This is a genomic window from Actinoallomurus sp. CA-142502 (assembly GCF_050936355.1).
GTDB classification, from domain to species: Bacteria; Actinomycetota; Actinomycetes; order Streptosporangiales; family Streptosporangiaceae; genus Actinoallomurus; species Actinoallomurus iriomotensis.
Genome location: NZ_JBNJMY010000001.1, coordinates 670,753 through 690,986, shown reverse-complemented (window position 1 = coordinate 690,986; position 20,234 = coordinate 670,753). Strand labels below are relative to the sequence as shown.

The window sequence follows — 20,234 nt, the reverse complement described above, 5'->3', positions numbered from 1 at the left end:
CGCGGGGGCACGTGACGCCCGGACCGTACGGGCGCGCGGTTTTGGCCCCGCGGTGACCTGTCGGGGCCCTGGGCGCGCACCGGACGCTGAAGCCATGACGGCTACCGTGTCCCGTGATCCGGACCCCGCGGCGAGGACGATGCGCGGCCGGAGGCGCGAATGGACCGCGGTGCTCGGGCTGCTGCGGGCGGCGGAGTCCGGGCGGCCGGGAACCCTCCTGGTGGAGGGCGAGCCGGGTACGGGCAAGAGCCTGCTGATGGATCAGGCGGTGCGCGAGGCCGCGTCGCGTGGGCTGATAACGGTCGCCGGCCGGGCACGGGAGTTCGGCTCGCCCGCGCCCGCCGAGCCGCTGCTGGCCGCCTTCGGCGAGCGGTCGCCGCCGGAGCCGTGGATCGAGCGGCTGCGGTCGGCCCTGGACCGGCGTGCCCGCGTGGGTCCCGTGCTGGTGGCGCTCGACGATCTGCAGTGGGCCGACCCGGACACGTTCGCCGCCCTGGAGCCCCTCGCGTCGCGGCGCACCCGGCACGCCGTGGCCTGGCTGCTGGTCCGGTGTACGGGCGCGGGCCCCGACGCCGCGGCCCGCCTGTTCGACCGCAGGGAGCGCGACGGCGCCGAGCGCCGCCGCCTCGGCCCGATCGGCGACGACGCGGCGACCGAGATCGCGATCGACCTTTTGGGGGCGGTGCCCGACGCCGCACTGCTGGCCTCCGCCGCCGAGGCGGGCGGCAACCCCTTCCTCATCACCGAACTCCTGACCGGCCTTCGCGACGAGGGTGCGATCAGGGTCTCCGGCGGCCGCGCGCGCCTCTCCTCCGCGCGGCTGCCGGATCGAGTCCGCACCGGCGTGGCCCGCCGGGTCGGCGGACTCAGCCCCAGGACGCGCCACCTGCTGACAGTGAGCGCCGTCCTGGGGCGTTCCTTCTGCCCGGAGGACGTGGCCGAGATCCTCGGCACGACCCCGGCGGCGCTCGTACCCGGCCTGGAGGAACTGCTGGAGGCCGGGCTGCTGGCCGCCGCGCCGGCGGTTCTGCGCTTCCGGCACGAGCTGATCCGCCGCGTGGTCGTCGAGACGGTGCCGCCGCCGGTACGGCAGGCCCTGCACCGCCAGATCGGCGAGCTGCTGGCCGGGCGCGAGGACTCGGTGGCCTCGGCCGCCGCCCACCTCATCCGCGGCGTACGGCCGGGAGACGCGCGGGCCCTGGCCCGGCTCGACGAGGTGATCGCCTTCGTACTGCCGAGGTCGCCGCGGAACGCGGCGACGCTCGCCATGCACGCCCTGGAACTCACCGGCCCGGCCGAACCCGCACGGCCCGAGCGCACCCTCACCGCGGTCCGCGCCCTCACCGCCACGGACCGGCTGGATGAGGCCGCCCGGCTCGCGCGTGCCGCGTTCGACCGGCCGATGCCCGCGCCGGCCTGCGCGCGGCTGCACTGCGTGCTGGCGGAGATCCTGAGCCTGCGGGGACGCGACGACGAGGCGGCCGAAGAGGCGTCGGCGGCACTCGCCGAGCCCGGCCTGCCCGGCGGCCTGCGCGACGACGCCGAACTGGCTCTCCTCAACGCCAACGCGGGCTCCGGCACCCGCGAGCGCGCGCAGGCGATCGTCTCCTCCAAGGGCGAGCACGGCGACGCCCTGGTCGCCGGGGCCTTCATCACGCTCGCGCTGACCGAGTGGGACGCGGGCCGGCTGACGTCCGGCCTGGCGCTCGCCGAGGAGGCCGTACGCCGCGCGGTCGCCGCGGACACGCGCCGGGTCCATCCCCGGCTGGTCCTCGCCATGCTTCTCACCGACGCGCAGCGGCACGACACGGCGCGGACCGTCATGACGAGTGCCGGCGACGACACGCTGGGGCCGCTCGCGTGGTCGGCGGCGCCGGCCGTGCTGGCCGCTCGGGCGCACCTGGCGGCGGGCCGGTTCCACGAGGCGATCGCCGCCGCGGAGACGTGCCTGTCCTCGGCGGGCGGCCCGCGGCTGCTCGTGGCGTCCGCGCGGTCGGTGCTCGTCACGGCGTCGCTACGGGCCGGGAACGTGGGCGCCGCCCACGAGCACACGGCGGCGCACCGGACCGCCCGCGCCGCGCCGGGTTATCCGCACACCGCGCTCGCGCTGGCGGCGGCCCAGGTCACCGAGGCGCGGGAGGGAGCGGAACGGCTGGCCGGCGACTTCGGCGCGCTGTGCGAGCAGGTCCTTCGGCACCGCTGGACGCTGGTCGCCGATCCCGCGGCGGCGGCGTGGCTGGTCCGTACGGCGCCCGCCGTGGACGCCCGGCCCGCGGCCGAGGCCGTGGTCACCGCCGTGGAGCGCCTCGCCGCCGACAACCCGGCCTTCCCCGCGATCCGCGCCGCCGCGGACCACGCGCGGGGCCTGCTGGACGGCTCACCGGCGGCGCTGGGACGGGCCGCCGCGGACCACCTGGACCCGTGGGCACGGGCGTCGGCAACGGAGGACCTGGCCGTACTGGTCGCCGCGGACGAGGAGACCGCCGAGGCGAGACGCCGCGCGGTGGCCGCGTTCGACACGGCCCTGTCCGCGTACGAGACGATGGAGGCCGTCCGTGACGCGGCCCGGGTCCGCCGCCGGCTGAGGCGCCTGGGCGTACGCCGCCGGCACTGGAGCAGCACCGACCGCCCGGTCTCCGGCTGGGCGAGCCTCACCGACACCGAACGCGCCGTGTCGGAGCTGGTCGCCCAGGGCCTGACGAACCGTCAGGTGGCCGACCAGCTGTTCATGAGCGCGCACACGGTGGCGTTCCACCTGCGCCACGTGTTCCGCAAGCTGAACATCGGCTCCCGCGTGGAACTGGCCCGCCTCACCCTCCAGCGCAGCGCGTGAGACCTCGTCGTCAGGGCCGGCCTTCGGGGCGCCCCTTGGCGACCAGCACCTGTGCCGGTCGCAGCTGCCGCGCGCCCTCGCCGTATCCCGGCGCCAGCACCCGTACGACCGTGCCGTCCGGCGCGTCGGAGGGCACGACGGTGACCGCGTGGTGGCGCGCCGGATCGAACCGCGCGCCCATGTCCTCCTGGCGGGGGTAGCCGAGGCGGGCGATCACGTCGCGGGCCTGGTCGAGGACCGCGCGGACGCCCTGGATGACGGCGCCGGGCTCGGCGTCGGCGTGGTCGAGGGCGCGTTCGAGGTCGTCCAGGACCGGCAGCCACCGCGCGGTGGTACGGGCGCGTTCGGCGTCGCGTTCCTCCTGCAGGGCCCGGACGGTGCGTTTGCGGAAGTTGTCCAGGTCCGCCAGCGCCCGCCGCCACCGGTCCTCCAGCTCGGAGATCTTGGCGGCGTGATCGTCCTGGGCCGGCGCGGACTCCGGCTCCTCGGGGCCCGGCGTCTCCGTGTCGGGCCCGGCCCGGGCTTCGGGCTCCGATGCGCCGGCCTCCTGCGGCCAGGCGCCCTCCCCGCGGTCGTCGGCCTGCGGCGCGGTCTCGCCGCCCGGGTCACGTGGCCAGGCACGCGGCTCCTCCGGCACCGGCCCGGTGTCCTTCATCGGAGCCATGATCCTGCCTCCCTGACGGCCCGGCGACGACTCTCCTGCAACCGACGCTCGTCGCATGGGCGCGCGGGCACATCCTCAGACCTGGTAGCCCGGCCCTGTCTCAGCCGGTGAGCGCGGCGGCGAGGAGCGCGGCCGGGCCGTCGGTCAGGCCGCCGTGCAGCAGTTCGACGCGGTGGACGAGCCGGGGCACCGGGACCCCGGCCGCCACGCCGTCCAGCGCCGGTTCCGGCAGCAGCGCCAGCCCGTGCCCGGCGAGCGCGAGGGCGATCAGGCCGCGTACGTCGGTGCCCTCGTAGCGCAGTGAGGGCCGGAACCCGTCCGAGCCGCTCGCGGCACGCAGCCGGTCGAGGGGCATCGCGGCCTCGGGGGCGTCGATCCAGCGGGCGTCGGCCAGGTCGGCCAGGCGGAGCCCGTGCCGGCCCTCCAGCGGATGGCCGGGCGGCAGCAGGACGGCCAGCGGAGCCTGGGCCACCGCGACGGCGCTCAGCGGGCCCACGTCCGGCAGGGGCAGCGGGTCGGTCGGGGCCGCGACGCCGTCGACGAGGCCGAGGTCCAGGGTGCCGTCGGCGACCCGCGCCGCGATCTCGGCGCGTTCGAGCACCCGGACGGTCGGGGACACGAGCGGTCGCCGGGACCGTACCTCCGCCAGCGCGCCCTCGAGCCCGCCGCCGAGCGCCAGCGCGGAGACGCCCACGACGAGGTGTTCGGCGGGCGCGGCGACGAGACGGGTGACGTCGGCGCGCGCGGCGGCGAGACGCAGGAGCAGCGGCTCGGCGTGTTCGAGCAGCCGGGCGCCCGCGTCGGTGAGCGCGACCGGGCGGCGGCGCAGCAGCGGCGTCCGCAGGTCGGTCTCGAGCGCGGCGACGTGCTGGGACACGGCCGACTGCGTGTAGCCGAGCTCGGTCGCCGCGGCGGTGAACGAGCCGTGCCGGGCCACCGCCACGAACGTGCGGAGCAGGTGCGTGTCCACGCCACATAAGTATCACTGATGACAAGTCACGAGATCATCGTTGGCGCTGAACTCGCCCTCGCGTCCAGGATGACCGCATGGACACCTTCACCCCGCGGATCGCCCTGGTCGGCGACCGCTCCCCGAACGTACGGGCGCACGTCCGGATCCCCACGCTGCTCGCGGCGCTCGCGGAGCGCGACCGCCTGGTCCTGGACGCGTACTGGATCCCGACCGAAGAGGCCGACGGCGCGGTGGACGGCTTCGACGCGATCTGGCTGGTGCCGGGCAGCCCGTACCGCAGCCTGGCCGGCGCAGTCGCCGCCGCCCGTACCGCACGGGAGCGGAACATCCCGTTCCTGGGTACATGCGGGGGTTTCCAGCACGCCCTCCTGGAGTACGCGCGGAACGTCTGCGGGCTCGCCTCGGCCGACCACGCCGAGTACCCGTCCGCCACCGGCGACCCGCTGATCACGCCGCTGGCCTGCTCGCTCGTCGGGCACGAGGGCGTCGTACGGGTGGCGGACGGCTCGCTGGCCCGGCGGATCCTGGGCGCCGAGCACACGGTCGAGCGGTACCACTGCTCGTACGGGCTGAGCCAGGCGTTCCTCGACGTGCTGCGCGAGCGCGGGATGCGGTTCAGCGGCGCCGACGAGAACGGCGAGGTACGGATCGCCGAGCTGCCGGGTCACCCGTTCCATCTGGCCACGCTGTTCCAGCCCGAGCTGGCGGGCGACGGCAGCCGCCCCCACCCGATCATCAGGGCCTTCGCCGCCGCCGCGCACGCCACCCGCACCGTGACGGCCTGACCCGCCGGGCGAACGTGCCGTCCGTTTTCCGCCAGCGGACGTCTTCTCCCTGCCGCACAGTGGAAGGGTGATGACCGACGACAGCGGACGGAACGTGGACGCGGCGGACTGGACGGCGCTCGCCGAGGAGCTGGACACGCACGGCTGCGCGCTCACGCCGCGGCTGCTCACGCCGGAACAGTGCCGCGACATCGCCGCCCTCTACGACCGGGAGGAGCTGTTCCGGAGCACGATCGACATGGCCCGGCACCGGTTCGGCTCCGGCGAGTACCGGTACTTCACCCACGACCTGCCGGATCCGATCGCCGGCCTGCGCGAGGCCTTCTACCCTCATCTGCTGCCCATCGCCCGTGAGTGGGCGGCCCGCCTCGGCCGTCCCGCGCCCTGGCCCGACGACCTCGCCGAATGGCTGGCGCTGTGCCACGAGGCCGGGCAGGCCCGGTCGGCGCAGATCCTGCTGCGCTATCACGCGGGCGACTGGAACGCCCTGCACCGCGACGTGTTCGGCGACATGCTGTTCCCGCTCCAGGTCGTGATCGGCCTCGACGAACACGGCACCGACTACACCGGCGGCGAGTTCCTCCTGGTCGAACAGCGTCCCCGCGCCCAGTCCCGCGGCACGGTACGGGTCCTCGAACAGGGCCACGGCCTGATCTTCACCACCCGCGACCGCCCCGTCCGCACCAAGCGCGGCTGGTCGGCCGGCGCCGTACGCCATGGCGTCAGCACCGTACGGACGGGCCGCCGCCGCGCCCTCGGCCTGGTCTTCCACGACGCCACCTGACCCATGTCCGCTGTTCGCGCCTACACGTTGATCGCTGCGGACGGACGTCCCTACCGCAGCCTCACACCGGGCACGCTCGGCGGCCACCGGCAGCAGCGGTTGTACGGGCGGCTGGACTGCCCTTCGGCGCTGAGAGCCATCGCGCGCGGTGGCTATGTCCGGCATCGGGTGTTCTTCGCCGACGAGGCCACCGCCGCCGCGGCCGGCTACCGGCCATGCGCCGTCTGTCTGCCCGAGGAATACGCGCGATGGAAGGCGAACACATGACTCTCCGGTACGAACGCGGGCCGTCCCGCTCGCCGTTGGTCGCCGCGGCCGAGGTGGCCGCGTACGGTGAACCGTCGCCACCGTCCCGCCACACCGACGCGGAGCTCGCCGCTCTCATCGGGCTGCTGACGGGGCGGGTCCAGACCGTCGTGGTGGGTCACGGCCGCGACGACGCCTCCCGAACGGCCGCCCGGGCCTTCGCCGCCGCCTGGCAGCGGCCGGGCAGGGAGATCATCACCATGGTGGACTGGCCGGAGACGGCCGCGTCCTGGCTGCGGTCCGCCCGGCGACTGACCGCTCCGGCACCGGACGCGTGGGTGGTGGCCGCCGCCCCGCTCGGCTTCGCCCAGCTGAGCCGCCGCCTGCGGTACAGCACCGGCTGGGACCCGCGGCGAACCTTCGCCTTCGCCTCACTCCACGACGCGCCTGCCCGCGCTGGCCGGCCCGGAGACGGTGTGCGGGCTGCGCGGCGCCACCGCCGACGGTGGCTTCTGGGAGATCCGCCCCCGGTGAGCGCACACGCCGCCGGAAATCCGGATGCGCGGCGGCCCCGATCGCGTCCACCATGGAGCATGGGCTGGAACATCACGGGTGATCTGGACGCCTACCTCACCGAGGCCGGCGACTTCCTACGCGCCGACCCGGTGGAGAACACCGTGCCCCTGGGCGTGGTCGAGACCCTGCGGGCGAAAGGCGCGGACGTCTTCGGCGAGGGGCCGCTGTTCGGCTGGTGGCGCCCGGACGCGGGCGTACGGGGCACGCTCCTGCAGACCGGCACCTTCCCGCTGCAGCTGAGCGCGGTGCCGGACCAGGCGGCCGCCGCGCTCGCCGACGCACTGGCCGACCGTGGCGTCGTCCTGCCCGGGGTCAGCGGCCACCCGTCGGCGGCCCGCGCGTTCGCCGACATCTGGGAGAAGCGGACGGATGCGGTCGCGGAGGTGCACATGCGCCAGCGCCTGTTCCGCCTGGATCGGCTGGAGCCGCCGGACCCACGCCCGGACGGTCTGCCACGCGTCGCCACCGGCGCCGACCACGGCCTCGTGTTCGACTGGTTCAGGGCGTTCGAGGAGGAGGCGTCGGCCGGCGGCCTGACGAACGCCGCGCTGATCGACGACCGCATCGGCTATGACGGGGTGCTCCTGTGGGAGGTGGACGGCCGCCCGGTGACGCTGGCGGCCCGTACGCGCGTGGTGTCGGGGATGGCGCGGATCGGCCCGGTCTACACGCCGCCCGAACACCGCCGGCGCGGGTACGGAGCCGCGGTCACCGCGGCCCTGGCCCGGGCGACGCTGGACGCCGGCGCCTCGCACGTCGTGCTGTTCACCGACCTGGCCAACCCGACGAGCAACGGCGTCTACCAGCGCATCGGCTTCCGCCCGGTCAGCGACCGGCTGATCCTCAACTTCCGCCCGGGAGCCTGAGAACGCCGAAGCCCTCCCCCGCCGGGGCCCCCCATTTCTATTGTCGGGCGCTCGGGTCGGCGGGAGAAAGGTCCTTGGTACGGCCTGTGGATAACCGCCGGAGGGCTATGGTCGGGGTTTCCCCCTCTGAAAGGCCTTCCGATGTTGCGTATCGCCGGAATTCTCCTTGCCGGGACCGGGGCGGCCCACTTCGCCGCTCCGCAGGTGTTCGACCCGATCTCCAAGGCCGCCTTCCCCGACGACACCCGCCAGTGGACCTACCGCAACGGTGCGATCGAGGTCGCGCTCGGGCTGGCCCTGACGACGAAGAGGACGCGGCTCCTGGGCCTGGCGGGCACCGCCGGGTACGCCGGCTGGCTGGCGAGCCGGGTCCGCGCCAACCGCGGCGCGTCACAGTAGGCCGGCCTCGTACACCAGGATCGCCGCCTGGACGCGGTTGGTCAGCCCGAGTTTGGCGAGCGCACGGCTGACGTGCGTCTTCACCGTGGCCTCCCGCATGGTGAGCTCGCGGCCGATCTCGGCGTTGGACAGGCCGCGGGCGACCGCGCGTACGACCTGACGCTCCCGTGTGGTGAGGACGGCGAAGCGTTCGTGGGCCGCCTCGGCGTGTGACGGACCCCGCTCGACGAACGATCCGATCAGCCGCCTGGTCACGGTGGGGGCCAGCATCGCGTTGCCGGCCGCGACCGTGCGGACGGCGGAGGCCAGGTCGCGCGGCGGAGTGTCCTTCAGCAGGAATCCGACGGCGCCGGCCCGCAGTGCCCGGTGTACGTGTTCATCCAGGTCGAACGTGGTGAGCATGATCACCTTGGGCGGGTCGTCCCGGCGCACGATCCGCTCGGCGGCGGTCAGCCCGTCCATGCCGGGCATCCGCACGTCCATCAGCACGACGTCGGCGCGGAGCCGCTCGACCGCGGCCACGGCCTCGGCGCCGTCCCGCGCCTCGCCCACCACGACGATGTCGCCCGCCGCCTCCAGGATCAGGCGCAGTCCGGACCGTACGAGCGCCTCGTCGTCGACGACCAGCACCCTGATCACCCGGTACCTCCCCCGGCCGGCAGCCTGGCGGTCATCCCGAACCCGCCGTCCGGCCGCGGGCACGCCTCGAACTCGCCTCCCAGCAGGCCGACGCGCTCCCGCAGTCCGCTCAGGCCCAGGCCCGCGCCGGGGAGCGGCTCTCGCGACCCCTCGCTGGGGCCGTTGCGCACCGCCACCTCGATCTCGTCCGGAAGATAGCGCAGGACGACCTCGGTGGACGCGCCGCCGGCGTGCTTGTGCACGTTGGTCAGGGCCTCCTGGACGACACGGTAGGCGGTCCGCTCGACCAGGTCCGGGAGCGCCCGGACCGTGCCCTCGTCGCGCCGGGTGACGTCGATGCCCAGGCTCCTGGTCTGGTCGAGCAGCCGGTCGAGATCGGTCAGCGTCGGCTGGGGCACCGTGGCCGCACCCGCGTACGGCGAACGGAGCACCCCCAGGACGTTCCGCAGGTCGCTGAGCGCCTCGCGGCCGATGCCGCGGATCAGGGCGGCCGCCTCGGCGGTGCGCTCGTCGCCGGCGCCGACCTCCAGCGCCCCCGCATGCAGCACCATCAGGGAGACGCGGTGGGCGACGACGTCGTGCATCTCCCGGGCGATCCGCGTCCGTTCCTGCGCCCGCGCCTGCTCGGCGCGGGCGGCCTGCTCACGCTCCAGCCGCCGGGCGCGCTCGCGCAGCGCGTCGACGGCGAGCCGCCGCGCGTTCACCCACAGACCCGTGGCCAGCGGCAGGCACACGAGTACGGCCAGCAGGATCGCGAGGTTGGGGAAGGTCGCGGTCGCGAGATACCGGGGTCCGCCGACCGCGGCCCCGGTCCCGATCGACATTCCGGTGACCGCGAGCGTCGCCAGGCCGAAGGGCACCACGCGCGCCCGCCGCAGGTTCGTACCGGCGTAGTACGAGGCGACCATCACCGCGGGCCAGAGCGCCAGCCACACCCAGCCCACCGCCGCCAGCACGAACACGGGCCATCGCCGGCGCCGGGCGAGACCGGCCGCGACTCCGGACGCCACGCAGGTCGCGATGGCCAGGAAGCGGACCCACACGGCCGCCGGACCGGCCGCCGCCGGGAAGAGCTCGCCGAGGAAGCCCTCGACCGACACCACGGACAGCAGGCAGACGGCCGCGCCGAGGATCCACGGGAGGGCCGGATCGATCAGGCGGTCGATCCGCCTCAGCCGCTCGATCGTCCGGTGTCGCTCCATGGCCCGAGCGTACGGGCGGCGAGCCGCCCCGACCCACGACGATCGTCGTACCGGCCGCCAACGAAAGTCGTAGCCGGCCGATCAACGACCAGCGGACGTGATCGTCGTCGCATCGGCTGGAGGCTGCGGTCCATGCGGAAATCCATCATCGGCGGCCTGCTGGCCGCCACCCTCCTCACCTGCACCGCCGCCGCCCCGGCGCCCGCGGAACCCGAGCTCGGCCTGCCCCGGCCGACCGGCCCTCGCCCGGTCGGCGTCACGACGTTGCAGCTGGTCGACTCCTCGCGTACGGACCCGTGGGTGCCGGCGTCGGGCGCGCGCCGGCTGATGGTGTCGCTCTGGTACCCGGCGTCGGCGGCAGGGGGCACGCGCGCCGCGTACATGACCCCGCAGGAGTCGGCGCTGCTGCTCAAGGGAGAGGGCGTCACCACCGTGGCGCCCGACACGCTGAGCCGGACCCGCACCGACGCGTACACCGACGCCACGCCGACCCGCGGCCGGCATCCGCTGGTCGTGCTCTCCCCGGGGTTCTCCCTGCCGCGCTCGTCCCTCACCTCGCTGGGCGAGGACCTGGCGAGCCGGGGCTACGCGGTCGCCGCGGTGGACCACACCTACGAGAACTTCGGTGAGACCTTCCCCGACGGCCACACCACCACGTGTGTCGTGTGCGAGGCCGACCCGACGCCCGCCCTGGCGCGGAAGCTGGCCGCCGGCCGGGCCGCCGACGTGTCGTTCGTCCTCGACCGGCTCACCGGCCCGCATCCCGCATGGAAGGGCGGCGTCTCCTCCTCGCGGATCGGCATGGCCGGGCACTCCCTCGGCGGAGACTCCACGGCCGTGACCATGGCGGCCGACCGGCGGGTACGGGCCGGGATCGACATGGACGGCACGATCAACACGCCCGTCACCGGGCTGTCCCGCCCGTTCCTGCTCATGGGGACCGCGGCCGGGCACACGCCGTCGTCCAAGGACGCGACCTGGAACGACGCGTGGCGGCACCTGACCGGGTGGCGACGCTGGATCACCGTCGCCGGCACGCAGCACTCCTCGTTCACCGACCTGCATCCGCTCGCCGACGACCTCGGCCTCGCCTTCGGCGCGGACATCTCCGGGACCCGCGCGGTGCAGATCACGCGGGCCTACGTCGGGGCCTTCTTCGACCGCCACCTCCGGAACCGGCCCGAGCCCCTGCTGGACGGGCCCTCGCCGGCCTGTCCGGAGGTGACCTTCTGGAACTGACGCGGGAGAGCGGCGGCCCCTCGCGCGGGGGCCGCCGCCGCCGGTCAGCGGCCGAAGACCATCAGCGCGGAGCCGCGGTCGTTCGGGTACGGGGTGAAGGCGTAGCCGGTCTGCGTGTAGAGCAGGCCGTGCGAGACGACCGCGCCGCCGCCGCCGGACAGGGCGCCGCCCCGGCCCGGCAGGCCGTTGACGCCCTGGACGTCCCGCATCGTGTCGTAGCTCCACAGGACCCGGCCGGTGTCCGCCGAGTAGGCGCGCATCTTGCCGTCCATGCCGCCCTCCCAGACGAGGCCGGGCGTCGTGGTCACCGCCGGGGTGAAGCCGCGCTGGCAGATGTCCGGGTACTTCGCCGCGCCGCCCGTCGTGCAGCCGTCCGCCGGGCTCGGCGCCTGCCACAGCACGTGCCCGGTGGCCGGGTCCAGCGCGAACAGCGTGCCCGGGTCGGCCATGTACGTCGCGACGTACAGCCGGTGCCCGTCGTAGCTCGAACCCCACTGGATGCCGGACAGGCCGCCGTTCGGCATCGGCGTGGACAGTTGCCGCCGCCAGACCGCCTTGCCCGTACGGGCGTCGAGCACGTGGTACACGCCGACCTTCTGGCCGATGCCGACCAGGCGCCGCCCGCCCACGGTGAACAGGTTCGGCGCGGCGCCGAGGTCGAAGTCCAGCGCGGTGCCGTCCGGGAGGTTCGGGCAGTACTTCTGGTCCGCCGGGTCCTGGCTGCCGCACTCGGCCCGCCAGGTGTCGACGTCGGTCATCTTCCTGGTCCAGCGGGCCCGCCCGGTACGGGTGTCCAGCGCCAGTACGGAGTCGAAGTGCCCGCCGCTGCCGGTGTAGTTCTGTCCGGTGCCGACGTACACGGTGTGCGTCTCCGGGTCGACCGCCGGGCTGCTCCAGACCCCGCCGCCGGACGGCGCGTACCTCGGCAGACCGTTCGGCCAGGTGCCGTCCTGCTTGGGCTTGGGCACGGTGTAGTAGCGCCAGGCGACCTTCCCGGTACGGGCGTCGAGGGCGTCGAGGTGCCCCCGGAAGGTGCAGCAGGCGTGGTCCTTGCCGGCGACGTTCTCGCCGCTGGACACCCCGACGTACACCCGGCCGTCGAAGACGATCGGCGAGCTGGTGACGACCGCGCCGGGTGTCGCGTCGAGCCGTGTCACCCAGTCGAGCCGCCCGGTGCGCCGGTCCACCGCGTACAGGTAGCCGCGGATGTCGCCGAAGTAGACCCGGCCGCCGGAGACCGCCGGGCCGTCCTGTACCTGCGTGCCGCCGGTGCCGACCGTGGTCAGGTCGAAGGTCCACCGCGCGCCGCCGGTACGGGCGTCGCGGGCGTACATCTTGCCGTCCGGGCCGCCGAAGTAGACCGTGCCGCCGGAGACCGCGGGCTGGCTGCGCGGTGTGCCGGCCTCCTTCGGGTACGCGAAGGCCCACTTCAACTTCAGCCCGCCGACATTGGCCGGCGTGATGGTGTGTTCGGCCGGGTTGTACCGCGACCCGAGCCGGTCGCCCTGCCAGGTCGGCCAGTCGCCGTTCGCCCGCGGCACGGCGGCGCCCGCCGGCGGCACCATCGCGGTCAACGGCATGACAAGAGACACCACGATCGGTATCGCCATTCGCCGGCGCCCTCGCGCTCCGCGCATCCCATCTCCTCCCGGTGCCCGCGCCCACCGCGGGCTCCCGGCCAGACTGGCGAACGCGCACCGGGCTCCACATCGACCAGACGGTCACACCCGATCAACCGAAAGTCCGGAGATGAACAGCCGATCGGATGCCCGTTCCTGGTCAGCGGTTCATGCCGGTCCACCGCGAGACGTCCACCTTGAGGAAGGCGGCCTCGCGGTCGAGGGTGGCGATCACGGTGTTGGCGGTGACGAGCACGCCGAACAGGACCGCGAGCGTACGGTGCCCGAGCACGTCCAGGCAGATCATCGCCGAGCCGAAGACGAGCGCCTTCACCGCGAGGACCCCGGCGAGCGGCAGTGCCACCCGGGCCTTCGGCGCGGCGAACAGCCCCCACATGACCGCCGCCGCCAGCGGCGTGCCGATGCCCAGAATCAGGTGCAGGGCGAGCCCGCTCCCGACGGTCGCGCCCCACCAGGCGAGGATCGCCAGCGCGAGCAGTTCGAAGAGGAACGCCAGCCCCTCGTTCACCAGGTGCGCCGGACCGGTGGCGACGAGGTCGCCCCCGGTGAGCCGCCGCCAGCGCGGGATCTCGCTGTAGATGGTGCCGATGACCAGCGCCCAGACCAGCAGCGCCACCGGCACCGGCCAGGCCGCCCAGGACGCGGTGACCGCGGCGAGGAGTTGCAGCACGACCAGCGCGACCGTGACCCAGCCGGGCACGGCGACCGGAACCTGGGTCTTGTCGCCGGGCGTGGCGAACACGGCCGGGAGCCCGATCAGGAGCAGCAGCGCGACACCAGCGAGGACCGGCGAGTGGGAGGCCAGCGCCCAGGGCGTCGCCACCCAGGCGACGACCTCCGCGGCGAACCGCGGGGCCGCCGAACGTTCGGTACCGACCGGCGCCTCGGGCGCTCCGGTCTCTCGCGTGGAAGCCAGTGCTCTCTCCCGTACATCCCGATGCCACCAGGTACGCCCCAGTGTGCCCCGCTTCTGATCGCTCCCGCCAGAGCACCCCGCGTGGGCCGGGAGGTCACATCGCAGGATGTTTCGCGCGGCGCAGCAGGTATGCGGCCGATCCGATCGAGCCGACCGTGGCGACCAGGCAGATGGTCGAGGCGAGTCCGGCTCCCGAGGTCTTACAGGCGCCGTCCGCGGAGCAGACACTGGACCCACTCCAGAAGAAGAGGAACCAGACGCCGACCGCCAGCCCTCCGGGGAAGATCAGGGTGCCGATCAGCTTGTCGAGGGTCGTCCAACGAGCGGAGGCCCACAGAAGCACCACTCCGATCACCCAGCCGAGGCCGGGTAGGACGATGCCGCCGATCAGCAGGAGGATGACCGCCACGAGCTCGAAGGCGCCCACCGCGCGTCGCCCGGTGGCCGCCGCCCGAGGTGAGGGCTCCGCCTCGGCGCCCGCCTCACGGACGATGTCCTCCGGCGTGCCGAGGCGGTCGAGGACGGTGCGTACGGTCGCCTCGTCCTGGTGCCCCTCCTGGGACAACGTGATTTCGATGTGGGCCTTGATCTCGGCGAGCAGTTCCGCTCGCTGGGCCGACGGCAGCGTGCGCGCCGCCGTCTCGAGGCGGCCGAGATAGTCCTCGATCAGTTCGTCCGTAGCCGTCATCGCTTTCAATTTCCCTTCCCTATGAAGTACTTCACGGCGTCGCTGAATCGGTCCCACTCCCCGGCGAAAACGTTCAGCGCCTGGCGCCCGGCCGAGGTGAGCCGGTAGTAGCGCCGCGGCGGACCGGTGGTGGACTCCTGCCATGTGGTTTCGACCAGGCCCTGCCGGCGCAGCCGGGACAGCAGGGGGTAGATGGTCCCTTCGCTGGTGACCATCCCGTCGACCTCGCCGAGAAGGCGGATGATCTCGACGCTGTAGCGCTGCTCGTCGCGCAACAGCGCCAGCACGCAGTAGGGCAGCGCGCCCCTACGCATCTGCGTGAGGAGGTTCAATGCATCACCCTGTTCCATGCCACGCATGGTACCTGCCTCGGCATGGGTTGTCGATGGAGGCAGGACGATCGGGTATTCGACCAGATGAAAAGTAGCTCAATAAATAGCCGTTAATCGCGCCATAACGCGCGAAATTGCAGCGCAGGACCAACTCTTCGCAGCTCAGTGGGCCGATTGACGCGAGCGGTCGCGGGAATTGAATTCATGCGCGCCGGCTCCGCGGCCGCATTTCCCGGCCACGGCCCCGCACGTCACCGCGGGTGAAGGGAGCAGATGGTGTCCATCCTCACCCGGCGGGCGGGCCTCGCCGTTCTGGCCGCGATCGCGTTCGTCTCCGTGCCGGTCCGCGGCGTCGGCTCTGCGGACGCCGGCGTCGATCCGCTCGCGGGCCTGCCGGTCAAGCGGGCGTGCCCGGACACGTCCAAGCCGGGCATGGTGACCTGTCTCGCGCTCGTGCGCACCGACGTCACGCCGCAGCACGGCATCCAGCCGCAGCACGCGCCCACCGGGCTCGGCGCGCGCGAGCTGCGCGACGCCTACCGGCTGCCGACCGCGACCGCAGGCAAGGGCCAGACGGTCGCCATCATCAACGTCTTCGACGACCCGAAGGCCGAGTCCGACCTCGCCGTCTACCGCGCGCAGTACGGCCTGCCGCCGTGCACCACCGCGAACGGCTGCTTCCGCAAGGTCAACGCCGACGGCAGCACCCGGCTGCCCCACGCCGACACCAGCTGGGCCGAGGAGATGTCCCTCGACCTCGACATGGTCTCGGCGGCCTGCCCCAACTGCAGGATCCTCCTCGTCGAGGCCGACGAGCCCTCGATCCCCGGCCTGGGCCAGGGCGTCGACACCGCCGTACGCCTCGGCGCGAAGTACATTTCCAACAGCTACGGCGGCGCGGAGTCGGCCTCGGCGGCCGCCTCCGACTTCCAGCACTTCGACCACCCGGGCGTGGCGATCACCGCGGCCTCCGGCGACAGCGGCTACGGCGTGCTGTTCCCGGCCACGGCCCCGCACGTCACCGCGGTCGGCGGCACGACACTCAGCCGGGCGTCCAACGCGCGGGGCTGGGACGAGACGGCGTGGAGCGGTTCGGGCTCCGGCTGCTCGACGCAGGCACCCAAGCCGCCGTGGCAGAAGGACACCGGCTGTTCGCGCCGCACCGTCGCCGACGTCGCGGCGGTCGCCGACCCGCACACGGGCGTCGCGGTGTACGACACGTTCGGGTTCGGCGGCTGGCAGGTCGTCGGCGGCACCAGCGCGGCGGCGCCGATCATCGCCGGGGCGTACGCCCTGGCCGCGTCGCTGCCGGGCACCGGGTACGCGGCCGCGGTCCCGTACGCCCATCCGGACAAGCTGCACGACATCGTCCAGGGCAGCACCGGCACCTGCACTCCGGCGTACCTCTGCACCGCGGGCCCCGGTTACGACGGCCCGACCGGGCTCGGCACACCCGACGGCGTGGACGCCTTCCGCGCCGGCCGGGCCGAGGCGAGCCGGGTTCGCGAGGCGGGCGTGTCCTGGCCGGCCCTGGCGGCCGCCCGCCCCGGCCCCGGCGCCCCCGCACCGCGCGCCGTCGCGGACCACGCCGTCACGGGCGGCGCTCCGGCACGTATGGCGGCCGCGGCCCTGCGGCCGCTCGTCAACGGCGGTTTCGAGACCGGCTCGCTGGCCGGCTGGACGTCCGCGGGCGTGGTGACCGGCGTGACCAAGGACCATCCGCACAGCGGAAGGTACGCGGCGCTGCTCGGTTACCCCGACGATCCGAAGAAGGGCGACTCCGTCATCCGGCAGAACTTCACCGCCGTGCGCGGCAACCGCAGGCTGTCGTTCTGGTACAACGTCAGCTGCCCGGACAAGGTGCGCTACGACTGGGTGACCGTCTCGCTGCGCGACGACACGACCGGCGTCACCAGTACGGTGCTGCCCCGCACCTGCACGTACTACAACACGTGGGAGAAGGCCGAGGCTCCGGTCGTCGGCGGCCACGCGTACACCCTGACGCTGCTGAGCCACGACGACGGCTACTTCGGCGACCCGACGTCGGCCAAGTTCGACGACGTGACGCTGTCCTGACGCTCACGGGTGCAGGGGCAGCCCTTTGAGGGTCTTGTCCAGGGGGTTCTTCGGCCCGAACACGGCGAGGCCGACCAGCGCCAGCTCCTCGGCCGGCACGGCGCGGACGGCGGCGCGGTTGGCCTCGTCGTGCCCGGTCTTGAACATGTCCTCGGTGAAGACGGCGACGTCCAGGGAGCGGTTCACGGCCGCGCCGCGCACCCGGCCGAGCGCCTCGGCGCCGGCGGCGTAGACGAGCACGGGCTGGCGGAACATCGACAGGTATCCGGTGCCGGAGCCGTCCTCGTACGGCTCGCCGATGACCTCGGGGTGGTTCGCGGCGACCGCGCCGGCCAGGAACGCGGTCACATTGAGTTTCTGCCAGACGGCCAGATCCTCCCGGACGACAATGCCGATCTTGGTGTCGAATCGCATGGCCCGATCCTGGCGCGGCCGCCCGCCGGGGGTCTTGAACGCTCGTGCGCCGGTCACGGGCGACAATGGAGCGGTGCCACGCGATTGGTCCCGTTACTGGCACTCGGGTGATCGGCCGCTGGAGGCCATGCACGCCCACTTCGAGCGGCATGTCTACCACCGGCACAGCCACGAGTCCTACTCCTTCGGCGTCACGGAGAGCGGCGCCCAGTCGTTCACCTGCCGCGGCGGGGCGCACACCAGCGCGAGCGGCATGGTGATGGCGTTCAATCCCGACGACCCGCACGACGGTCACGCCGCCGACGGGCTCGGTTTCACCTACCGCATGGTGCACATCGGGCCGGATCTCGTCCGCGACGTGCTCTCCGACCGGGGAGGACGCCCCGCCGGTCTGCCGCTGTTCGCCGAGCCGGTGATCGACGATCCGGCCGCCGCGCGGCACGTCGACGCCCTGCACCGCGCGCTGGTCGGCGGCGCGCCGGCCCTGCGGCGCGACGAACTGCTCGCGGCCACGGTCGCGTGCCTCACCCGCCGCGCCACCGGGTGGCGACCCGAACGGCCCACCGCCGCCGAGCCGACGGTCGCCGCGCTCGCGCGGGACGTCATCCACGACACGTATCTGGAGGACGTCACCGCCGACGACCTCGCCGCCGCGACCGGCCGTACCCGCTACGCGGTCTACCGCGCGTTCCGGTCGGCGTACGGGATGGCGCCGAGCGACTACCAGCGGCAGCTGCGGCTACGGACGGCCCGGCGGCTGATCGCCGCCGGCGAGCCGCTGAGCGACGTCGCGGCCCGGACGGGGTTCGCCGACCAGGCCCATCTCACGCGCTGGTTCACCCGCTACTACGGCGTCACGCCCGGCGGCTATCGGCTCGCGCGCCTCAGGACGGGGTGAAGCCGGGCAGCAGGACGGGCAGCCGCTCGGCACCCGCCGCCGTCACCGTCACGTCCCGGCCGCCGACCGGCGCGACGAGCCCCTGGTCGAGGAAGGCGTCGAGCACGGAGCGGCCGAGCGCCCCGCCGAGGTGCGGAAGCCGCCACGTACGGTCCAGGCAGGCGGTGGCGAGCTTGCGGCGGCCCGGATCGACCGCCGCGAGGTCGACGCCGAGCTCGCCGAAGAGCGTGGGGTCGGGCCCCAGGCTCCGGCCGTCGTCCGTCAGCGCGCCCCGCCGGACGAGCGCGCCGAACACCGCGACGCCGAGCCGCCCGGCGAGGTGGTCGTAGCAGGTCCGCGTCGCGTCGGCGGTGGCACCGGCACGCCGCGGCCCCGCCTCCGGGTCGGCGTGCGCGTAACGGGACAGCGCGGTGAGCACGTCACCGAGGCCGGGGGCGGCCGCGCGGTAGACCGCGTGCCGTCCGGTGTGCTCGACCTCGACGAGCCCGGCCGTACGCAGCCGCGCCAGGTGGTTGCCCAGGCGGGGCGCTGTCACGCCGAGCGCGTCGGCGAGCTGGCTGAGCGTGTGCGGGCCCTCGATGGCGAGGAGCTGCAGGGCGGTGAGCCGAATCGGATCGGCGAGCTCCCGCGCGAGCGCGGTCACCGCGCTGGTCACCGGGTGCCGAGGATCGACCCAATCCGACATGCCGGTCAGGCTATCACCATTCATGGAACCGTGAATGGTGCTTGCGCCGTCGTCGCGCACCGACCTACATTCACCTTTCAGAGTTCTCTGAAAGGTGGCGTGGTGGCAACGATGGCGCTCTCGGCGGTACGGCCGGGGCTGCGGCGGCTGCTCTGGGGACGCGGGATCTCGGCACTGGGTGACGGCCTGTGGTTCACCATCTGGGCGCTGTACTTCACCCGGATCCTGCGGCTGTCCCCGGGCACCGTCGGCCTGGCCATGACGCTGGCCGGCGGCGCCGGGCTCGCCCTGGCCGTGCCGATCGGGGCGCTCGCCGACCGGTACGGTCCGCGCGGCGTGCTCGTCGCGATCACCGTCGTACGGGCGGCGGCGATGGCCGGATACCTGGTCATCCACGGCACCTGGGCGTTCCTCGTGGTGACCGTCTTGTTCACCGCGCCGGCCAACGGCGCCACCGCGGCGCGGACCGCGATGGTGGCCGGGCTGGTCCCCGGCGACGCCGAGCGGATGCGGACCCTGGCCGGGCAACGCGTCGCCCAGCACGTCGGGTACGCCGTCGGCGCCGGGCTCGGCGCGCTGGTCCTGTCGGCCGACCGGCCCGGCGGCTATCTGGCGGCGATCGCGGGCGACGCGGCCAGCTTCCTCGTACTGGCGGCCGTGACCGCGACCGTGCCCTCGGGGGCGCCGGTCGCCCGCTCCCGTACGACCGGCGCGCGGCTGGTCCTGCGCGACCGCCCGTACCTGGCCGTCGCCGGGGCCACGGCGGTGCTGTCCCTGTGCTGGGCGATGCTGTCCACGGGCCTCCCGCTGTGGATCTCCCGTACGGGCCGGCTCCCGCTGTCGCTGAGCGGCGCGGTCGTGGTGATCAGCTCGGTCGGGATCGCCGTTCTCCAGGTGCCGGCCGCCCGGCTGGCGCGCGGCGTCGGCGCCTCCGCCCGTACGGCGGTGTGGTCGGGCGTCGCGCTGGCGGTGAGCTGTGTGCTGCTGGCGACGACGTCCGCCGGGCCCGTCCTGGTCGCCGCGTCGGTCGTCATCGTCGCGTCGCTCTTCCACGTGGCCGGTGAGCTGGGGTTCGTCGCGGCGAGCTGGGGGCTGTCGATCCCCCTGATGCCCGAGCACGCACGCGGGGCGTACCAGGGAGCGTCGGAGGGGGCCACCGCGACGGTGCAGATGTTCGCGCCCGCGGTGTTCACGCTGACGCTCACCGGGCTCGGGGCGGCGGGCTGGCTCCTCGTCGCCGCGGTGTTCGTCGCGTGCTCCGCGCCCCTGCCGGCACTCGCCCGCCGGGCCGAGCGAACCCGACGCGAGCCGCGACACACCATCTGACCAGCTCGAACATCGGTGATCGCGCCCCCTCTCTTCGCTACCGTCGCGATCAA

20 protein-coding genes are annotated in these 20,234 nt (G+C 74.1%); 10 read left to right on the top strand and 10 right to left on the bottom strand.

Annotation, left to right across the window (positions count from 1 at the left end; translation table 11 throughout):
- The first annotated feature begins 94 nt into the window (after window positions 1-94).
- Window positions 95-2,833: an AAA family ATPase gene (locus tag ACQEV1_RS03805; protein WP_433391205.1), complete on the top strand. Its 2,739-nt coding sequence runs from the start codon at window positions 95-97 to the stop codon at window positions 2,831-2,833.
- Window positions 2,834-2,843: 10 nt separating this feature from the next.
- Here the strand turns inward: ACQEV1_RS03805 and ACQEV1_RS03800 are convergent, their stop codons facing one another.
- Together ACQEV1_RS03800 and ACQEV1_RS03795 are read right to left on the bottom strand one after the other, a co-directional pair.
- A complete protein-coding gene (locus tag ACQEV1_RS03800; RefSeq protein WP_433391202.1) occupies window positions 2,844-3,497 on the bottom strand; it encodes a nucleotide exchange factor GrpE in 654 nt (217 codons plus the stop codon).
- A gap of 100 nt (window positions 3,498-3,597) precedes the next feature.
- Window positions 3,598-4,467 carry a LysR family transcriptional regulator gene (locus ACQEV1_RS03795; RefSeq protein WP_433391199.1) on the bottom strand — a complete coding sequence of 290 codons (870 nt, stop codon included), beginning with the start codon at window positions 4,465-4,467 and terminating at the stop codon, window positions 3,598-3,600.
- A gap of 77 nt (window positions 4,468-4,544) precedes the next feature.
- Here ACQEV1_RS03795 and ACQEV1_RS03790 point away from each other — a divergent pair, with 77 nt between their 5' ends.
- The 5 genes from ACQEV1_RS03790 (at window position 4,545) to ACQEV1_RS03770 (ending at window position 8,126) form a co-directional block, all read left to right on the top strand.
- Window positions 4,545-5,255 carry a CTP synthase C-terminal region-related (seleno)protein gene (locus ACQEV1_RS03790; protein ID WP_285635309.1) on the top strand — a complete coding sequence of 237 codons (711 nt, stop codon included), beginning with the start codon at window positions 4,545-4,547 and terminating at the stop codon, window positions 5,253-5,255.
- Between the two features lie 70 nt (window positions 5,256-5,325).
- The gene (locus ACQEV1_RS03785; RefSeq protein ID WP_433391196.1) at window positions 5,326-6,039 is read left to right on the top strand and encodes a 2OG-Fe(II) oxygenase; all 714 of its coding nucleotides are present in this window, start codon (window positions 5,326-5,328) and stop codon (window positions 6,037-6,039) included.
- A 3-nt stretch (window positions 6,040-6,042) separates the two neighbouring features.
- Entirely contained in the window at window positions 6,043-6,306 is a 264-nt protein-coding gene (locus tag ACQEV1_RS03780) for an Ada metal-binding domain-containing protein (protein WP_433391193.1), read from the top strand.
- Window positions 6,303-7,727, top strand: a complete 1,425-nt coding sequence (locus tag ACQEV1_RS03775; RefSeq protein WP_433391189.1) for a GNAT family N-acetyltransferase — start codon at window positions 6,303-6,305, stop codon at window positions 7,725-7,727. The genes ACQEV1_RS03780 and ACQEV1_RS03775 overlap by 4 nt, the downstream gene beginning before the upstream one ends.
- A 141-nt stretch (window positions 7,728-7,868) precedes the next feature.
- Window positions 7,869-8,126, top strand: a complete 258-nt coding sequence (locus ACQEV1_RS03770) for a hypothetical protein (protein ID WP_285635298.1) — start codon at window positions 7,869-7,871, stop codon at window positions 8,124-8,126.
- On the opposite strand, the gene ACQEV1_RS03765 is transcribed toward ACQEV1_RS03770, so the two are convergent.
- Window positions 8,118-8,765, bottom strand: a complete 648-nt coding sequence (locus tag ACQEV1_RS03765; protein WP_433391185.1) for a response regulator — start codon at window positions 8,763-8,765, stop codon at window positions 8,118-8,120. The two genes, ACQEV1_RS03770 and ACQEV1_RS03765, sit on opposite strands and share 9 nt — an antisense overlap.
- Window positions 8,762-9,967, bottom strand: a complete 1,206-nt coding sequence (locus ACQEV1_RS03760) for a sensor histidine kinase (protein WP_433391182.1) — start codon at window positions 9,965-9,967, stop codon at window positions 8,762-8,764. The genes ACQEV1_RS03765 and ACQEV1_RS03760 overlap by 4 nt, the downstream gene beginning before the upstream one ends.
- A gap of 132 nt (window positions 9,968-10,099) precedes the next feature.
- On the opposite strand from ACQEV1_RS03760, the gene ACQEV1_RS03755 reads away from it, so the two are divergent.
- Window positions 10,100-11,206, top strand: a complete 1,107-nt coding sequence (locus ACQEV1_RS03755) for an alpha/beta hydrolase family protein (RefSeq protein WP_433391179.1) — start codon at window positions 10,100-10,102, stop codon at window positions 11,204-11,206.
- Window positions 11,207-11,250: 44 nt separating this feature from the next.
- On the opposite strand, the gene ACQEV1_RS03750 is transcribed toward ACQEV1_RS03755, so the two are convergent.
- From ACQEV1_RS03750 to ACQEV1_RS03735, 4 genes are all read right to left on the bottom strand, one after another.
- Entirely contained in the window at window positions 11,251-12,816 is a 1,566-nt protein-coding gene (locus ACQEV1_RS03750) for a PQQ-binding-like beta-propeller repeat protein (protein WP_433391176.1), read from the bottom strand.
- A gap of 169 nt (window positions 12,817-12,985) precedes the next feature.
- On the bottom strand, window positions 12,986-13,669 hold the full coding sequence (locus ACQEV1_RS03745; protein ID WP_433391173.1) for a YrdB family protein: 684 nt from the start codon (window positions 13,667-13,669) through the stop codon (window positions 12,986-12,988).
- Between the two features lie 187 nt (window positions 13,670-13,856).
- Window positions 13,857-14,450 (bottom strand): HAAS signaling domain-containing protein, encoded by a 594-nt coding sequence (locus ACQEV1_RS03740; protein WP_433391170.1) that lies wholly within the window; start codon window positions 14,448-14,450, stop codon window positions 13,857-13,859.
- A 5-nt stretch (window positions 14,451-14,455) separates the two neighbouring features.
- Window positions 14,456-14,800, bottom strand: coding sequence for a PadR family transcriptional regulator (locus tag ACQEV1_RS03735; RefSeq protein WP_285635281.1), 345 nt, complete (start codon window positions 14,798-14,800; stop codon window positions 14,456-14,458).
- Window positions 14,801-15,058: 258 nt separating this feature from the next.
- On the opposite strand from ACQEV1_RS03735, the gene ACQEV1_RS03730 reads away from it, so the two are divergent.
- Window positions 15,059-16,858 carry a S8 family serine peptidase gene (locus ACQEV1_RS03730; protein WP_433391166.1) on the top strand — a complete coding sequence of 600 codons (1,800 nt, stop codon included), beginning with the start codon at window positions 15,059-15,061 and terminating at the stop codon, window positions 16,856-16,858.
- A gap of 3 nt (window positions 16,859-16,861) precedes the next feature.
- On the opposite strand, the gene ACQEV1_RS03725 is transcribed toward ACQEV1_RS03730, so the two are convergent.
- Entirely contained in the window at window positions 16,862-17,272 is a 411-nt protein-coding gene (locus ACQEV1_RS03725; RefSeq protein WP_285635277.1) for a DUF2000 domain-containing protein, read from the bottom strand.
- 73 nt (window positions 17,273-17,345) lie between these two features.
- On the opposite strand from ACQEV1_RS03725, the gene ACQEV1_RS03720 reads away from it, so the two are divergent.
- Window positions 17,346-18,170, top strand: a complete 825-nt coding sequence (locus ACQEV1_RS03720; protein ID WP_433391163.1) for an AraC family transcriptional regulator — start codon at window positions 17,346-17,348, stop codon at window positions 18,168-18,170.
- Here the strand turns inward: ACQEV1_RS03720 and ACQEV1_RS03715 are convergent.
- Window positions 18,157-18,855, bottom strand: a complete 699-nt coding sequence (locus tag ACQEV1_RS03715) for an ArsR/SmtB family transcription factor (protein ID WP_433391160.1) — start codon at window positions 18,853-18,855, stop codon at window positions 18,157-18,159. The two genes, ACQEV1_RS03720 and ACQEV1_RS03715, sit on opposite strands and share 14 nt — an antisense overlap.
- 111 nt (window positions 18,856-18,966) lie before the next feature.
- On the opposite strand from ACQEV1_RS03715, the gene ACQEV1_RS03710 reads away from it, so the two are divergent.
- Complete coding sequence (locus tag ACQEV1_RS03710) at window positions 18,967-20,181, top strand: MFS transporter (protein WP_433405841.1); 1,215 nt, start codon at window positions 18,967-18,969, stop codon at window positions 20,179-20,181.
- The last annotated feature ends 53 nt before the right edge of the window (window positions 20,182-20,234 follow it).

Bases quoted from the DNA above. Each gene is read 5' to 3' on its own strand.
- ACQEV1_RS03805 (WP_433391205.1), top strand. From the start codon at position 95: ATGACGGCTACCGTGTCCCGTGATCCGGACCCCGCGGCGAGGACGATG.
- ACQEV1_RS03800 (WP_433391202.1), bottom strand. From the start codon at position 3,497: ATGGCTCCGATGAAGGACACCGGGCCGGTGCCGGAGGAGCCGCGTGCC.
- ACQEV1_RS03790 (WP_285635309.1), top strand. From the start codon at position 4,545: ATGGACACCTTCACCCCGCGGATCGCCCTGGTCGGCGACCGCTCCCCG.
- ACQEV1_RS03785 (WP_433391196.1), top strand. From the start codon at position 5,326: ATGACCGACGACAGCGGACGGAACGTGGACGCGGCGGACTGGACGGCG.
- ACQEV1_RS03780 (WP_433391193.1), top strand. From the start codon at position 6,043: ATGTCCGCTGTTCGCGCCTACACGTTGATCGCTGCGGACGGACGTCCC.
- ACQEV1_RS03775 (WP_433391189.1), top strand. From the start codon at position 6,303: ATGACTCTCCGGTACGAACGCGGGCCGTCCCGCTCGCCGTTGGTCGCC.
- ACQEV1_RS03770 (WP_285635298.1), top strand. From the start codon at position 7,869: ATGTTGCGTATCGCCGGAATTCTCCTTGCCGGGACCGGGGCGGCCCAC.
- ACQEV1_RS03760 (WP_433391182.1), bottom strand. From the start codon at position 9,967: ATGGAGCGACACCGGACGATCGAGCGGCTGAGGCGGATCGACCGCCTG.
- ACQEV1_RS03755 (WP_433391179.1), top strand. From the start codon at position 10,100: ATGCGGAAATCCATCATCGGCGGCCTGCTGGCCGCCACCCTCCTCACC.
- ACQEV1_RS03750 (WP_433391176.1), bottom strand. From the start codon at position 12,816: ATGGCGATACCGATCGTGGTGTCTCTTGTCATGCCGTTGACCGCGATG.
- ACQEV1_RS03740 (WP_433391170.1), bottom strand. From the start codon at position 14,450: ATGACGGCTACGGACGAACTGATCGAGGACTATCTCGGCCGCCTCGAG.
- ACQEV1_RS03735 (WP_285635281.1), bottom strand. From the start codon at position 14,800: ATGGAACAGGGTGATGCATTGAACCTCCTCACGCAGATGCGTAGGGGC.
- ACQEV1_RS03725 (WP_285635277.1), bottom strand. From the start codon at position 17,272: ATGCGATTCGACACCAAGATCGGCATTGTCGTCCGGGAGGATCTGGCC.
- ACQEV1_RS03715 (WP_433391160.1), bottom strand. From the start codon at position 18,855: ATGTCGGATTGGGTCGATCCTCGGCACCCGGTGACCAGCGCGGTGACC.
- ACQEV1_RS03710 (WP_433405841.1), top strand. From the start codon at position 18,967: ATGGCGCTCTCGGCGGTACGGCCGGGGCTGCGGCGGCTGCTCTGGGGA.